Genomic DNA, 15686 nt, shown 5'->3' on the forward strand with positions numbered 1-15686 from the left:
CTTCAAAATTCTCTCATTCAAATTTCTATCTATATCTTTGCAATCACATGGAAAATTTATCGGTAAAGCATGATTTAGAAGGTGGTTATTGTAACAGTTTAACCACTTATTCAAGATTTTTAACTCGTGAAGTAAAAATCGGTGACATCGCTTTGGGTGGTCACAACCCCATTCGAATACAATCTATGACCACTACCGACACCATGGATACCATCGGAACGGTTGAACAAACCATACGCATGGTAGAATCGGGTTGCGAGTATGTTCGCATTACCGCTCCAAGTATAAAAGAGGCCGAAAATTTAGCCAACATCAAAAAGGAGTTGCGTTTCCGTGGATATGATGTTCCGCTGATTGCCGATATACATTTCACGCCGAATGCTGCAGAAATGGCGGCAAGAATTGTGGAAAAAGTACGTGTAAACCCTGGTAACTATGCTGATAAAAAGAAATTTGAAAATTTAGAGTATACTCAAGATGCTTATACCGCAGAACTGGAGCGAATCAACAAAAAGTTCATTCCGTTAATAAAAATCTGCAAAGAGTACGGAACAGCAATGCGTATTGGTACCAATCATGGTTCGCTATCTGATCGGATTATGAGCCATTATGGTGATACGCCACGAGGAATGGTAGAATCTGCAATGGAGTTTATCCGCATGTGCGAAGCTGAAAATTACTACAACCTGGTTATTTCCATGAAAGCCAGCAACACGCAGGTAATGGTTCAGGCCTACCGTTTGTTGGTTGAAACCATGGTAAAAGAAGGGATGAATTATCCGTTACACTTAGGTGTTACCGAAGCGGGCGATGGCGAAGACGGTCGGATTAAATCAGCTGTAGGAATTGGAACTTTACTAGAAGATGGTTTAGGTGATACCATCCGCGTATCATTAACAGAAGATCCTGAATTTGAAGCACCGGTTGCTAAAGCATTGGCAGATCGATATGCTTTAAGAAGTCAGAAGTCTGAAGTCGGAAGTCGAGAGATTGATGACGCATCTAGACTTCGGACTTCGGACTTTAGACTACAGACTTATTCACCCTATGCCTATTCTCGCAGAGTTACTGAACCCGTACAACATATTGGTGGTCACCACCATCCGGTAGTAATGATCGATGTGTCGCAAGAAAATTTAAAAGACCCTTATTTTTTAAATGCTGTTGGCTATAACTATAGCGCAGGATTAGATAAGTACAATTTAACCGATCAAGCTTGCGATTTGGTTTTCTTGGGAGATAACTTGCCCTCGTTTTCGTTCCCCGGCAACTTAAAACAAATTTATAACCATAAAACATGGTTGGCTTTAAGAGATAAACATAATTGTCATCCTGTATTTTCTTTAGATGAATTTAATGCCTCCACCATAAAGGATGAGCATTTAAACTTTGTAGAGATTGATGCAACGCAGTTCAATCACTTGTCGTTACATCAATTGGTAAATGTTGTTTTTATTTTAAACACTTCGGCTCAACACGGTATGGCCGAACAACGAGCTTTCTTTGTTGCGCTACAAGAAAAAAATCTACAGATTCCGGTAATTATTAAGAGAACTTATAAAGATTTAGATGCAGATAATTTGCAATTGTATGCAGCTACTGATTTGGGTGCATTATTTACCGATGGGTTTGGCGATGGAATTTGGATTGACGCCGCTGGACAAAATTTAGCCTTATTGAATGCGACTAGCTTTGGCATTTTGCAGGCAACCAGAACTCGGATTAGTAAAACTGAATATATTTCTTGTCCGAGTTGTGGAAGAACACTTTTCGATTTACAGGAAACCACTCAGTTAATCCGTTCACGTACTGACCACTTAAAAGGGTTGAAAATTGGGATCATGGGTTGCATTGTAAACGGTCCCGGTGAAATGGCTGATGCCGATTACGGTTATGTAGGAACGGGCCCTGATAAAATTACCTTGTATCGTGGGCAGGAAGTAGTGAAGAAAAATGTAAATACAGCCTTTGCGTTAGATGAATTGATCGAAATTATCAAAGGCGACGGAAATTGGATAGAGAAGGTTTAAAAATGTTTTAGTTCTCATGGTCTGTGCCCTCACAGACCATTATAATCCATTCAATTTCTCTCTTGAAGGACACACACCGAGGGTTTAAAGTTATATATCATCCGCAAATTCCTAGAACTATAATCAATTACCCCTAAATTAACTCTATGCGCATTCCTGAATTTCAAATTATTTTTGGTGAACTCAGAAACTGGCTTTCGAGTAGAGGCTTAACTGGTGGCGAGTTAATTTATTCTTATTTCTTCATCGGGTTAGTTGGTGTTACGCTTTTTCTTTTTATCACAATATTTTTAACACGGCAGGCTTTTATTGCCGTTGTGAAAAGCGCCAAAACAAAGTCTAACTGGCAGAGCGCACTTTTTGAATTTAGGGTATTTAGGGCTTTTGCACTCATTTTTGGTGCCTATATTATTTATAACGCTGTTCCTTTTGTTTTTGTTGATTTTAAGGTTTGGTTGTTTTACGCCTCAATTTTCGCTAAAATATACATTGTTTTAGCGGTGATGTTTGCAGTAAATGCATTCTTGAATGCATTGGTTTCCATTATGGAAGCATCCAAAAAATATGCTGATAAACCGATCAGAAGTTATAAGCAAGTAGCAAAGATTGTTTTCTATATCGTAGGGTTTGTATTGATCTTATCGATTATTTTAAACCAGTCTCCATTGTATATTTTTGGAGGTTTTGGTGCAGTAACAGCGGTTTTTATTTTGGTTTTCCGCGATCCGATTTTGGGTTTTGTGGCCTCTGTGCAAATGAGCGCCATTGATTTAGTAAGGGTAGGCGATTGGATTACCGTCGAAAAATACGGTGCCGATGGCGAAGTGACCGAAATTAATCTAACGACAATTAAAGTTCGAAATTGGGATAAAACCGTGACGATAGTTCCAAGTTATGCCATTGTAAGTGAATCTTTCAAAAATTGGCGGGCAATGGAAGAGAGCGAAGGGCGGAGAATTAAAAGGCACATCAACATTAAAATTTCCAGCATTAAATTCTGCGATGATGAGTTGATTGGCCGTTTAAAAAGCATCGATTTCCTAAAAGATTATTTGAGAGAAACGCAGTTACAAATCGAAACTTTTAATGCGGAGAATACGGTAAATCCGAATAATTTGGTTAACGGACGACACATGACAAACATAGGAACCTTTAGGGTTTATGCGGAGAAATATTTGGAGAGCAATCCACACATCAATACTGATTTAACCTTCATGGTTAGGCAGTTACAGGCTACAGAGAACGGTCTACCTATCGAAATTTATGTGTTTTCGAAAGAAAAAGGACTAAAGAAATTTGAAGAAGTTGCTGCAGATATTTTCGATCATTTACTCGCTGCAGTTCCTTATTTCGATTTAGAAATTTTTCAAAGCCCGAGTGGAAGCGACATGCGAGGTTTTGTAGGAAGAGGAACTGATTAAATTTGCTAATTGCTTCTTTATACTCTCGTGATGCTGAGGGTTATTTATTTCATAAAAATCAATATTAGCGACGTTTTTACAGCGGGGTGTTTATTTGTCTTAGCCAGTCGGGCTACCTTCTTTTGGAACTAAAAGAAACAAAAGTGCCGGCTGAAAATTATTCATTGATATTTATCTTTTTATTGGTATTCATGAGGGCTACGCCGTTTTTGTTTTAAAGTTTCTGCCAGGGCTTGAACAATACAGCCCCAAAAATTTGTTAGGCCGGTTTAAAGTATAACGGAGAAACAGTACTTTGGCCCTACAAACTGCAAAACAGGTCAAGCTTAAGTTGCTTGCTTATAGCTACTTAACAAATAATGTCAATGGTAATTTATTTCAGCATCTTGCTTGCTATTGAGACCCTGAAATAAATTCAGGGTGACGACCGCCCTAATAAGAATTTAAATATTTAGGCGATTAAACTTAAGGCGGTCGTAATATTAATTATTCTCCCAAAAATGTTAGAACCTTTTCACAAACTTTAAATAGAAGCGGAGGCAAAGTCTCATGCTCATAAGGATGGGAAGCGCCATAAACGTGGTTTGCTCCTTCAATCTTTATCAGCCTGCTGTTCGGATTCGCATCAGCCAGCGTTTGTGCGTTCTCAAATGGAACATTCACATCATCATCACCCTGAACAATTAACCATGGGATGTTGACGCGTTTTGCTGCATCGATAATGTTTAAGGTTTCAGCATGTTCTTCAAAGTCTTCAAGCAAAGTAACATTTAGTGGCATTTGCTCTTTAGTCCTGGCATTAACCACGTAAATTTTACCTGTGCTTTTCCATCCGGCTTCCTGCTCTTTTTTCCATAGGCTATCAAAACTTGAAATCGCACTCCAGGTAATTAGTTTTTGTATTCTTAAATCGTTTGCTGCCTCGATGATCGCCAGTCCGCCGCCTCTGCTGTGCCCAATCATATTTACTTCCGTTTCCTTTCCATAAGCTTTCTCAATGTAATCCAGCACGGCATTAACATCAAATAGCTCCTTTGAAACAGTATTGCTGGCGAAGGTTTCCAAATCGGTTACATCTTTTGGCTGATCAGTTGATACGCCGCTATGCGATAGATTAAATTTAATATAGCGATAACCGTTTGCTGCAAAATAGCGGGCAACAAGGTTATGGGCACCCCAGTCTTTAAAACCTTTAAAGCCATGAATAAAAAGTAAGATAGGCGTGTTGGGGTTTTTATCGTCGAAAGTAATGTCGCCAATAATTAATTTTCCATCTGAACCACTAAGGCTAAACTCATTTTGTATAATCATCGTTTAAGGTATTGGTACAATTTATAAACCTACAAATAATGATTTTGTTGTATTTAATCCGAGTATCAACTATAAAGGCGTACCATCCCTGTTTTCAACGGAAAGTTCCTGATGGGATGGGTTGGGTTTTATTGTTGAGCAGCGACCTGAGTGATCTAAGCCTGATTGAATGAAAAGCCACAATTTTCCATTGTGCTTGCAGGGAAAGCAGGACGAACATTAAAATGAAACACTTTTCTTGCTTTTCTAAAAGCGATTTGAAGATTTTGTCAACAGAATGCGCCTATTTAAAACCGTTCTAAATTGATGTATATTACAGATTAATGACGTTCGCAACCGCTAACCGTGTTACTTTTGTTTCCCGATAATAGTTAATAACGGAAGCACTTGGAATATTTAAAAGTAATAGCTTTTACGCATCACCACATCGACCTAAAATCTTTAGGGAAATTGGTTATTTGTGATCAAAGTTTAGATAGCAGGTTGAAGAATATTCAAACAGAACTTCCGGTTAGTGAAATATTTTACATTGGTACATGTAATCGTGTAGAGTTTGTTTTTCTTACTAAAGAGAAAACTGACAAGGAATTTGTTACCCGGTTTTTAACCGTTTTGGATATGGGCTTACCTCCTGAATTTATGGAGCGTTTTCTGGATAACGTAACGGTTTACGAGAACGAAGAAGCTTTTAATCATTTGTTAAGAACATCTTGCTCTTTAGAGAGTTTGGTTGTTGGGGAAAAGGAAATTCTTGCTCAAATACGTAAAGCTTATGAAAACTGCCGTGATGCAGGTTTTACAGGCGACTACATGCGCATGATTATGGATAGGGTGGTGAAGACGGCTAAAGAGGTTTATACCCATACTAATATTTCAAAAAACCCTGTTTCGGTGGTTTCTTTGGCTTATCGTAAGCTTAAAGAATTAAATATGTGTGGCAATTCGAGGGTGCTGATTATTGGTGCTGGCGAAACCAATCAGAATATTGCAAAATATCTTAACAAACATAAATATTCAAACTTTTCTATTTTTAATCGTACGCTTTCTAAGGCTGAAACTTTGGCTGCAGAATTAAACGGTAAAGCTTATCCGTTAAGCGATTTAGAAAATTTTACCGAAGGTTTTGATGTGATTATTACCTGCACAGGTTCTACAGAGGCTATTATTGATGAAGAACTTTATGCTAAGTTGCTTAATGGAGATACTGGTAAAAAGGTGATCGTTGATTTAGCGATCCCGAATGATGTTGCGCCTGCAGTAATACATAATAATCTCGTTCATTACATCGAGGTTGAATCTTTAAAAGAGGTTGCCCGCAAAAATATTCAGGAACGTTACAACGAATTGGTTCATGCGGAAGATATCATTAACAACAACATCACCGAATTTTTTACTGTTTTAAAGCAACGCCGCATTGAGCTGGCTATGCAAGAAGTTCCAAGGAAGATTAAGGAAATTAAAAATACAGCTTTAAATGGCGTGTTTGCCGATGAAATCAGCCAGATGGATGAAGCTTCTCGTGAGGTTTTAGAACGGGTGATGAACTACATGGAGAAGAAATGTATCAGTGTTCCGATGATTATGGCCAAAGAAATTTTGGTTAAAGAATCATAATTTAACTGCTCTAAAAAATATCATCTTTCAGAGCAGTTAATCTTTTAAACTAAATACTCGAACAAAGTTTGATCCTGGTTTAATTCTATAATCTCAAATTTGAAATCTTTCATACGTTGCAATAAACTTGCATAATCATCTTTGTCGGTTAATTCTATACCCACTAAAGCCGGTCCATTTTCTTTATTTGTTTTTTTGATAAACTCAAAACGGGTAATATCATCATGTGGACCTAAAACCTCGTTTACAAACAATTTTAAAGCACCCGGACGCTGTGGGAAACGAACAATGAAATAATGTTTCAAGCCCTCAAACAGTAAAGATTTTTCTTTAATCTCTTGCATGCGCTCGATATCGTTATTGCCACCGCTAATTACACAAACGATGTTTTTCCCTACAATCTGATCTTTCACCTGCTCCAGCGCTGCTACCGAAAGCGCCCCCGCAGGTTCTACCACAATTGCATCTTCGTTGTAAAGTTTTAAAATGGTGGTGCAAATTTGTCCTTCGGGGATTAAATAAGTGGAGCTCAATAACTCTTTGCAATAGTTGTAGGTAATCCAGCCCATTCGCTTTACTGCTGCACCATCAACAAAACGCTCTATGTTTTCAACGGTTACTGGCCCGCCATTTTTAAGCGCCTCACTTAACGAAGGTGCGCCCATGGGTTCTACACCGAAAATTTTAACATCGGGCTTTACAGTCTGTAAATAGGCACTTACGCCCGAAGCTAAACCGCCTCCACCCACCGGGACTACAACGGCATCAAGCTCAGGTAAATCCTGAAAGATTTCCATAGCAACTGTTGCTTGTCCTTCAATTACTTTTTCATCATCAAAAGGAGGAATGAAGGTTGATGATTTTTCTTCGCAATAAGCGAGTGCTTCCTTCAGGCAATCATCAAAAGTATCGCCCACCAAAACAATTTCAATGTTGTCGCCACCAAACATATTTACCTGCTTGATTTTTTGCTTTGGCGTAATCTCGGGCATAAAAATTACGCCTTCAATACCCAGTTTTTTGCAGGAATAAGCAACCCCTTGTGCATGGTTTCCGGCACTTGCGCAAACAATGCCGTTTTGCAAGGCATCGGCATTTAAAGTGCTGATTTTGTTATAGGCACCACGCAATTTATAAGAACGTACAATTTGCAAATCTTCTCTTTTAAGGTAAATGTTGGCATTATATCTTAAAGATAAACCTTCGTTTAGCTCGAGAGGAGTGCGTTTTACCACACCTTTTAAGGTATGGTATGCGCTTTCAAAATCAAAAGTATTTTTTATGGTGTCGTTCATTTTTAAACCCCAAACCCCTAAAGGGGCTTTTAGTATTGTGTATATATCTTGGTAATTTTTTTGAAAAAGCAGGTTTAGTGTTTTTTCGGTTGTTGCAGCGCTGCCGTTTTTGGCTGTCCGGCAGGCGTTGCAATTTTTTAGGGAATTATTTTGTAAAAGGAAGTAAAAAACCACCCCCGACCCCTATTTGAAAATAAGGAGGGGAGCTTCCCCCAAAATTATTTAATCATGTTCTTTTCTCTATTTATTATTGCGAGGCACGAAGCAATCTTACTACTCAAGATTATTCCTCTCGATTTAAGATTGCTTCGTACCTTGCAATGACGATTCCGTTGATGATTTCAGCTTAACCTTTCAGCTTTGAGCTTGCTTACAAAAACTTGTTTATTGCGTCTAAATATGCATTTGCCGAAGCTTTTACAATATCCGTGCTAAAACCAAAGCCTACGAAGGATTTGCCATTGTAATCTACTTTCATATTCACTTTACTCACGTCGTCGCTTCCACCATGCATGGCTTGTATCGTAAATTCTTTAAGCGTAATATCTTTATCAATTAAGCTTGATATTGCATTAATGGTGGCATCTACAGGTCCATTTCCCTCTGCCTTCGCTTCTTTCTCTTCGTTGTTATATTGAAGCTTAATCGTAGCGGTTGGGTTTGCCAAATCGCCACAAACCACCTGAAGCAAGTTTAATTTATAACCGTTAAGGTATGAAGGTGTTTCTCCATCACTCATTAAAAAAAGTAAATCGTCATCGGTAATGTCTTTCTTTTCATCGGCTAAAACTAAAAAACGCTCGTAAACATCATCGATATTAATTTTATCAATGTCGTAATCTAAGCGTTCTAAGTGGTGCTTTAACGCATGGCGACCACTTCTTGCGGTTAAAATAATGTCAGCGCTGTTTAAGCCCACATCTTCTGGATTGATAATTTCGTAGTTTTCACGATGTTTTAAAAATCCATCCTGATGAATACCTGAACTGTGTGCAAACGCATTTTTACCAACAATTGCTTTATTTGGTTGTACAGGCATGTGCATCATTCGGCTTACCATGCCACTAATTTCGGTGAAATGTTTGCTGTTGATGCCTGTATGTAAACCCAAACTATGGGTTTTTAAAATCATTGAAACTTCTTCCAATGCAGTGTTTCCCGCTCTCTCACCGATACCGTTGATGGTACATTCAATTTGACGGGCACCGTTTACTACTCCAGCAATACTGTTTGCTGTTGCCAAACCTAAATCGTTATGGCAATGCACAGAGATAATGGCTTGGTCGATATTTTTTACGTTTTCTTTAAGGTAAAGAATTTTAGAACCGTATTGATCAGGCATGCAATAACCATTTGTATCCGGTATGTTTACAACCGTTGCACCAGCAGCAATTACTGCCTCAATCATTTGAGCCAAGAATTCATTATCTGCCCTTCCGGCATCTTCTGCATAAAATTCAACATCCTCTACAAATTTCTTTGCATATTTTACCGCCTCAACTGCTCTTTCTAAAATCTTCTCGCGTGTGCTGTTAAATTTGTATTTAATGTGCATATCAGAAGATCCAATTCCAGTATGGATGCGTGGATATTTTGCGTATTGTAAAGACTCTGCCGCAACATCTATATCCCCTTTTATTGCACGTGTTAGCGCACAAATGGTTGGGTTTTTTATTGCTTTAGATAACTCGACCACACTTTGAAAATCGCCTGGACTCGAAATAGGAAAACCTGCCTCAATTACATCAACGCCAAGTAATTCCAAAGCTTTAGCGATTTCAATTTTTTGGTTGGTGTCTAATTGGCAACCTGGAACCTGTTCTCCATCACGCAAGGTGGTGTCGAAAATATATACTTTATTGGGATCGTGTATCATTATGCTTGGGGGATTGTAGTTGATTTTTGTGATAAGAATTTTAATACCAATTTACCCATCTCGGCGGTGCCTAAAACTTTAAATCGGTTGGTGGTCTGGTCGGCAATGTCATGTGTTCTGAAACCTTCTTTCAAGACTTCGTCAACAGTATCAACCAATAATTTGGCTTCTTCTTTTAGGCCGAAACCAATTTCGAGCATTAGCGCTGCCGATAGGATAGAGGCCAGTGGATTTGCCAAATCTTTTCCGGTAATATCGTGTGCCGAACCATGAATAGGCTCGAAGAAACCAGTGCTTTCGCCAACAGATGCAGAGGCTAGCATACCCATCGAGCCTGCAATTTGTGAAGCTTCATCCGTTAAGATATCGCCAAATAAATTTGCTGTTAGTACCACATCGAATTTTTTCGGGTTTTTAATTAACTGCATGGCGGCGTTATCTATAAACATGTGTTCAGTTTCCACATCAGGATATTGTTTTGCAATTTCCTGAACAGTTTCACGCCATAAGCGAGAACTTTCTAACACGTTCGCTTTATCTACCGAGCACAATCTTTTGTTGCGTTGTTGTGCAGCCTGATAAGCTTTATGTGCAATACGCTCCACTTCGTAACGGTGGTAAATCATTAAATCTGATGCGGTATTTCTGTCTTCTGAACGAGATTTTTCACCGAAATAAACATCACCAGTTAGTTCGCGGAAGAATAGAATATCTGTTCCTCTTAAAATTTCTGGTTTAATGCTTGAAGCCTGAAGAAGTTCATCAAAGAGTAATATCGGGCGGAGGTTTGCAAATAACCCAAGTTCCTTACGGATTTTTAACAAGCCTTGTTCTGGCCTTACTTTTAGGCTTGGGTCGTTATCATATTTGGCATGTCCGATGGCTCCAAAAAGAATGGCATCACTTTTTCTGGCTTTTTCTAAAGTTTCATCTGGCAGTGGTTCGCCAGTAACTTCAATCGCTGCATGTCCCATTAAAGCCTCATCGAACACAAATTCATGTCCAAAGATTTCAGCAATTTTTTCTAATGCTGCTTTTCCCCATTTGGTAACTTCGGGTCCAATACCGTCTCCAGGTATTACTAAAATGTTCTTCTTCATTGTATTATATATTGCCGTCATTGCGAGGTACGAAGCAATCTCATTTAGATGGTACGATGCAAAAGATTGCTTCGTACCTCGTCATGACGAATTTTGGTGTTTAAACTCTCGACGACTTTTACCTCGCCATTTTCTAATAATATTCTCTTTTCTATGCAGGTTGGCAGCTGCGATTCAAAATGGCCAACGTAAATCATCGTCATGCCGTTATTGCACAACTCATCAATAAATTGATTAAAAAGCTTTGTTTGCTGCTGGTCTAAGCCCTGACATGGTTCATCCAGAATCAATAATTCGGGATTTTTGATGATGGTTCTTGCCAATAAAACCAAGCGTTGCTTTCCCAATGGAAGCGAGCCTAAAAGTTCGTTCTTATGCTCGGTCATCCCAAAATATGCTATCAGTTCATTTACCTGCTCACTTTTTGAATAAGGCAATTGCTGAAATAAGCCAACGGTGTCATAAAAGCCGGAAGCAATACTCTCCCAAACGGTTGAGGTAGCATCAAAATACCAATGAAACTCAGGAGAGATTAAACCGATATGTTGTTTAATGTCCCAAATGCTTTCGCCACTCCCACGTCTGTTGCCAAACAAATAAAGCTCGTTTGCGTACGACTGCGGATGGTCGCCATTTATAAGACTCAATAGAGTTGATTTGCCAGATCCATTATGACCCTGCAATAACCACTTTTCTCCAGCATTAACTTCCCAGTTGATGTTTTTTAAAACCTGTTTTTCACCATAGCTGATGTTAACATCTACCATTTTTACAATATTATTTGAAGAATATGCAGGTGATTCCCTAAGGAAATCAGGAATTTCTCTTGTATGTTTTTCTTCAGAAACTGATGTTATAAGTCTTGAATCTGAAACTGAAATTTGACCGTTTATTATTTCCGCAAAACGATTAATAGCGCTTGGCAATTCCGAATCGTTGGAGACTAAAATCAATTGAACGCCATCCATTGAAACTTCATCCAGTAAAAGATTAAGGTTTTTACGAGATGCGGCATCCAGGCCTGTATAAGGTTGGTCGATAATTAACAATTGCGGCTTCAACCATAAAGCTTTAACCAGTTGCAGTTTTTTATGTTCTCCACTTGATAATTCAATCAATTGAGAACTGGCAAATGTTGTAAAGTGTAGTGCTTCTAAAATCGGTTCTACGTGATCAAAATGTAGATGGTTCTCTTTGCCGAAATCAACTAATTCTGCATGGACTGTTAAGGTATCTTTAGCCTGCTGACTGGTATAACGCTGTTGATAATAGAAATTAGCAACGCCTTCAAGGTTTTTAAACTGGTACCAGCTTTCTACAAATAAAACCTGTGCTGGTAAATGACTATCATTATTAAAGTTAATTTTTACCTCGCCAGCTGCACTTAACAAGCCTGAAATAATTTTAGCTAATGAGGTTTTTCCGCTTCCACTCGTGCCACTTAATTCCCAGTTTTCGCCCTGATAAATAGTCCAGTTCAAATCCTTTAACACCGATTTTTGTTGGTGTTTTAAGGTTAGGTTTTGAATGTTGACTATACTTTCTTTCATGGTTATTAATTCCTGCGGATTGATGACACAGATTGATTGATTACACTGATTTTTACTGTCGTCATTGCGAGGTACTAAGCAATCTTAATGCGATGGTTTGAAGAACCTAGCAATAGTTGTAGGATTGCTTCGTACCTCGCAATGACGATTGTCTTAGCTTTTCGACATTAATTTTTTTCAAATTCCTCAATCAAATCTTTTTGCGCTAGAATGAAATCTATGTCATCATAGCCATTAATCAGGCAAGATTTTTTATAAGGATTAATTTCAAAACTCTCAGCCCCACCTAAATCTTCCCCAGAACGGAGGACCTGCCCCTCGATTGTAACTGTTTGGTTTTCTAAATCGATGGTCAAATTTGTTCTTGGATTGTTATCCACTGCTGTGAAAATTTTCTTTAAAAATTCTTCGCTTACCTGAATAGGTAACAGGCCGTTGTTTAGTGCATTGCCTTTGAAAATGTCGGCAAAGAAACTACTGATTACGACATCGAAACCTGCATCCTGAATAGCCCAGGCCGCATGCTCACGACTACTACCACAACCAAAGTTTTTTCCGGCAACTAAAACCTGGCCGCCATAAGTTGGGTCATTAAGCACAAAATCAGCTTTAGGTTGATTATCGTTTTCATAACGCCAATCGCGGAACAAATTTTCACCAAAGCCATCACGTGTGGTCGCTTTTAGAAACCTTGCCGGAATAATCTGGTCGGTATCAATGTTCTCTATGTTTAAAGGCACTACTGCCGATGTTAATTTTGTGAATTTTTTCATTGTGTTTTTTTTTGTTTTTGGTTTGCTTGTTTTTTTTAACTTATAACCTAAAACGTATTACTTTTTTATCGCTTTCACTCGCAATCTTCTATAGTCTGCCACCCATTCTCCATTGATGAAATAATTTGGTTTCAGTATCTCAACAGCTAAATTTTTAATAGATTCAGCCTGATCGTTAGCTAAGTTTTTAAAGGCATGCTGTGCAAATTGGCTAATCCAAACGTATATTCCTTGTTCTCCAACAAGCTTTGTCGGCCTGTCGAATAACCAAATTTGTTCTATTTCAAAACCTTTCAATTCTAAAAGAGTTGAATAAGAGCTAACTGATGGAAAGAACCAAAAATCAGTCAAAACTTTATCTGCAAAGCCTAATTGTTCAGCAGCAGATTTTATGGCATCGGTTATACTCTTGACATTTCCTTTGCCACCGAATTCAGCAACTAATCTTCCGCCAGTTTTCAGGCTTTGAAACAAACCCTCTACTAAAGCATTTTGGTTTTCGATCCAATGGAAAGTAGCATTGCTAAAAATGGCATCAAACTTTTCATGGTAAGGAAGTTGCGTTCCATCAACTACTTCAAAATCTAAATTTGGGTGAGCAGCTTTTGCATTTGCAATCATATCCGCCGATGCATCAGTTCCTAAAATTATCGCACCACTTTCGGCAATTTGAGCGGCTAGCTGACCAGTTCCACAACCTACATCTAAAATATATTCGTTGGCTTTGGGCGCCAACCATTGCAAAACATCCGCTCCATAGTCAGACACGAAGTGGTGTTGTTTGTCATATAATTTTGCATCCCAAGCTATTTCTGGCATAATTTTTTTCTTTTTGATCAAGATTTACATGTTTGAAGGATTTTTAAGATTAAATCGCTATGCGATATTCGATCATCCAATCATGTACGACTCAATCGCTTAAACATAATGTTCAACAATTGGAAAAGGATCGTAAAAATGATGAAGCAGCTTTTTCCAGTCTTGGTATTCTGCAGCTCCTCTAAAACCTTCGGTATGTGCTTCTAATGTTGCCCAGTTTACCAGTAAAATATATTTGTCAGTTTCTTCCAAACACTTTTTTAGTTGATGCGAAATGTAACCTTCCATGGAGGAAATGATTTTTTGAGCTTCGTTGAAAGCTTTTTCAAAATCGGCTGATAAGCCAGTTTTAACATTTAATATCGCAACTTCCAGAACCCCAACCCCTAAAGGGGCTTTTGACTTTCTACTGTTTAAGTTTAGCGCTTCAGACATTTTATTTAGATTTTTCCCTCTTGCTTTTCGGTTCCCCCTTTATCAGGCTAGGGGGTTAGCAACTCCCTCACATCCGTTATCACACCTGTAACAGCAGCAGCTGCTGCCGTTAGCGGACTGGCTAGTAATGTTCTGGCATTTTGTCCTTGTCTGCCTTCAAAATTCCTGTTTGATGTAGAAACGCAATATTTTCCAGCTGGAATTTTATCTTCATTCATTCCTAAGCAAGCACTGCAGCCTGGTTCACGCAATTGAAAACCTGCGGCTTCGAAGATTTTATCTAAACCTTCATTTTTCGCTTGTTGCTCTACTTGTTTAGAACCCGGAACAATCCAAACGGTTACATTATCCGCTTTGCGTTTGTCTTTTACAAAATCTGCCACTTCGCGTAAATCTTCAATACGAGAGTTGGTACAGCTACCGATGAAAACATAATCGACCGGTTTTCCAATCAAAGCGGCATCATCATCAAAACCCATATAATCCAAAGCTTTTTGATAAGAAAGTTTTTCTTTTTCAGGTTGTGCGTTAGTCGCCGGAATGTGCTCCTGGATTCCCATTCCCATTCCTGGGTTGGTTCCGTAGGTAATCATTGGTGCGATATCTGCAGCATTAAACGTTAGAACGCTATCGAATTTCGCATCAGCATCGCTGTACAAAGATTTCCAGTACGCTAAAGCTTTATCCCACTCCTCGCCTGCGGGAGCAAACTCTCTTCCTTTGATATAATCGAAAGTGGTTTGGTCAGGAGCAATTAAACCACCTCTGGCACCCATTTCTATACTCATGTTGCAGATTGTCATTCGGGCTTCCATACTCAAAGCTTCAATTGCCGAACCTGCATATTCGATAAAATATCCGGTACCACCAGCTGCAGAAATTTGGGAGATGATGTAAAGGATGATGTCTTTTGCACCAACACCTTTGCCCAATTCGCCGTTAACCTCAATTTTCATGGTTTTAGGTTTCGACAGCAATAAACATTGCGTTGCAAAAACCTGCTCTACTTGCGAGGTTCCGATACCAAAAGCAATGGCTCCGAAAGCGCCATGTGTTGAGGTGTGACTATCGCCACAAACCATCGTTTTACCTGGCAAAGTAATACCCAATTCAGGTCCGATTACGTGAACAATGCCTTGAAATGGGTGTCCTAAACCATAAAGTTCGATTCCAAATTCTGCACAATTTTTAGTCAGCATATCCACCTGATAGCGGGAAAGCTCTTCTTTAATTGGCTGTAATTGGTTTAAAGTCGGCACGTTATGGTCGGCAGTAGCCACCGTTTGCTGCGGACGAAAAACTGGTAATCCTCTCTTGCGCAAACCATCAAAAGCCTGCGGAGAAGTTACTTCGTGTATTAAGTGTGTATCAATGTATAAAATATCAGGAAAGCCTTCTTCGCTTTTTACAACGTGTGCATCCCAAATTTTTTCTACTAATGTTTTTGACATTTTGTTATTTT

Annotated in this window: 12 protein-coding genes; 3 read left to right on the plus strand and 9 right to left on the minus strand. The window is 38.8% G+C overall.

All coding sequences use genetic code 11. The features are described from left to right. The first annotated feature begins 47 nt into the window (after positions 1-47). Positions 48-2030: a (E)-4-hydroxy-3-methylbut-2-enyl-diphosphate synthase gene (gene ispG / locus ASE92_RS18285; protein ID WP_056851572.1), complete on the plus strand. Its 1983-nt coding sequence runs from the start codon at positions 48-50 to the stop codon at positions 2028-2030. A 146-nt stretch (positions 2031-2176) separates the two neighbouring features. Continuing rightward, complete coding sequence (locus ASE92_RS18290) at positions 2177-3451, plus strand: mechanosensitive ion channel family protein (RefSeq protein WP_056851573.1); 1275 nt, start codon at positions 2177-2179, stop codon at positions 3449-3451. Positions 3452-3937: 486 nt separating this feature from the next. Here the strand turns inward: ASE92_RS18290 and ASE92_RS18295 are convergent, their stop codons facing one another. Further along, a complete protein-coding gene (locus ASE92_RS18295; protein ID WP_056851574.1) occupies positions 3938-4762 on the minus strand; it encodes a S9 family peptidase in 825 nt (274 codons plus the stop codon). Positions 4763-5149: 387 nt separating this feature from the next. On the opposite strand from ASE92_RS18295, the gene hemA reads away from it, so the two are divergent. After that, entirely contained in the window at positions 5150-6376 is a 1227-nt protein-coding gene (gene hemA, locus ASE92_RS18300) for a glutamyl-tRNA reductase (RefSeq protein ID WP_056851575.1), read from the plus strand. Between the two features lie 44 nt (positions 6377-6420). Here hemA and ilvA read toward each other — a convergent pair whose 3' ends face one another. The 8 genes from ilvA to leuC all read right to left on the minus strand — a co-directional run bounded on the left by ilvA (position 6421) and on the right by leuC (position 15675). Then, the gene (gene ilvA / locus ASE92_RS18305; RefSeq protein ID WP_056851805.1) at positions 6421-7671 is read right to left on the minus strand and encodes a threonine ammonia-lyase IlvA; all 1251 of its coding nucleotides are present in this window, start codon (positions 7669-7671) and stop codon (positions 6421-6423) included. A 370-nt stretch (positions 7672-8041) separates the two neighbouring features. Then, positions 8042-9547 (minus strand): 2-isopropylmalate synthase, encoded by a 1506-nt coding sequence (locus ASE92_RS18310; protein WP_056851576.1) that lies wholly within the window; start codon positions 9545-9547, stop codon positions 8042-8044. Continuing rightward, positions 9547-10647 (minus strand): 3-isopropylmalate dehydrogenase, encoded by a 1101-nt coding sequence (gene leuB, locus ASE92_RS18315; RefSeq protein WP_056851577.1) that lies wholly within the window; start codon positions 10645-10647, stop codon positions 9547-9549. The genes ASE92_RS18310 and leuB overlap by 1 nt, the downstream gene beginning before the upstream one ends. Positions 10648-10691: 44 nt before the next feature. Further along, positions 10692-12197 carry an ATP-binding cassette domain-containing protein gene (locus ASE92_RS18320; RefSeq protein WP_056851578.1) on the minus strand — a complete coding sequence of 502 codons (1506 nt, stop codon included), beginning with the start codon at positions 12195-12197 and terminating at the stop codon, positions 10692-10694. 167 nt (positions 12198-12364) lie between these two features. Continuing rightward, the gene (leuD, locus tag ASE92_RS18325; protein WP_056851579.1) at positions 12365-12970 is read right to left on the minus strand and encodes a 3-isopropylmalate dehydratase small subunit; all 606 of its coding nucleotides are present in this window, start codon (positions 12968-12970) and stop codon (positions 12365-12367) included. A gap of 57 nt (positions 12971-13027) precedes the next feature. Then, complete coding sequence (locus ASE92_RS18330) at positions 13028-13789, minus strand: trans-aconitate 2-methyltransferase (protein ID WP_082455133.1); 762 nt, start codon at positions 13787-13789, stop codon at positions 13028-13030. Positions 13790-13888: 99 nt separating this feature from the next. Continuing rightward, positions 13889-14224: an antibiotic biosynthesis monooxygenase gene (locus ASE92_RS18335; RefSeq protein ID WP_056851581.1), complete on the minus strand. Its 336-nt coding sequence runs from the start codon at positions 14222-14224 to the stop codon at positions 13889-13891. Positions 14225-14271: 47 nt separating this feature from the next. Then, entirely contained in the window at positions 14272-15675 is a 1404-nt protein-coding gene (gene leuC, locus ASE92_RS18340; protein ID WP_056851582.1) for a 3-isopropylmalate dehydratase large subunit, read from the minus strand. Positions 15676-15686: the final 11 nt, after the last annotated feature.

It is taken from the genome of Pedobacter sp. Leaf41, assembly GCF_001422545.1.
In the GTDB taxonomy this organism is placed as follows: domain Bacteria; phylum Bacteroidota; class Bacteroidia; order Sphingobacteriales; family Sphingobacteriaceae; genus Pedobacter.

Bases quoted from the DNA above. Each gene is read 5' to 3' on its own strand.
- ispG (WP_056851572.1), top strand. From the start codon at position 48: ATGGAAAATTTATCGGTAAAGCATGATTTAGAAGGTGGTTATTGTAAC.
- ASE92_RS18290 (WP_056851573.1), top strand. From the start codon at position 2,177: ATGCGCATTCCTGAATTTCAAATTATTTTTGGTGAACTCAGAAACTGG.
- ASE92_RS18295 (WP_056851574.1), bottom strand. From the start codon at position 4,762: ATGATTATACAAAATGAGTTTAGCCTTAGTGGTTCAGATGGAAAATTA.
- ilvA (WP_056851805.1), bottom strand. From the start codon at position 7,671: ATGAACGACACCATAAAAAATACTTTTGATTTTGAAAGCGCATACCAT.
- ASE92_RS18310 (WP_056851576.1), bottom strand. From the start codon at position 9,547: ATGATACACGATCCCAATAAAGTATATATTTTCGACACCACCTTGCGT.
- leuB (WP_056851577.1), bottom strand. From the start codon at position 10,647: ATGAAGAAGAACATTTTAGTAATACCTGGAGACGGTATTGGACCCGAA.
- ASE92_RS18320 (WP_056851578.1), bottom strand. From the start codon at position 12,197: ATGAAAGAAAGTATAGTCAACATTCAAAACCTAACCTTAAAACACCAA.
- leuD (WP_056851579.1), bottom strand. From the start codon at position 12,970: ATGAAAAAATTCACAAAATTAACATCGGCAGTAGTGCCTTTAAACATA.
- ASE92_RS18330 (WP_082455133.1), bottom strand. From the start codon at position 13,789: ATGCCAGAAATAGCTTGGGATGCAAAATTATATGACAAACAACACCAC.
- ASE92_RS18335 (WP_056851581.1), bottom strand. From the start codon at position 14,224: ATGTCTGAAGCGCTAAACTTAAACAGTAGAAAGTCAAAAGCCCCTTTA.
- leuC (WP_056851582.1), bottom strand. From the start codon at position 15,675: ATGTCAAAAACATTAGTAGAAAAAATTTGGGATGCACACGTTGTAAAA.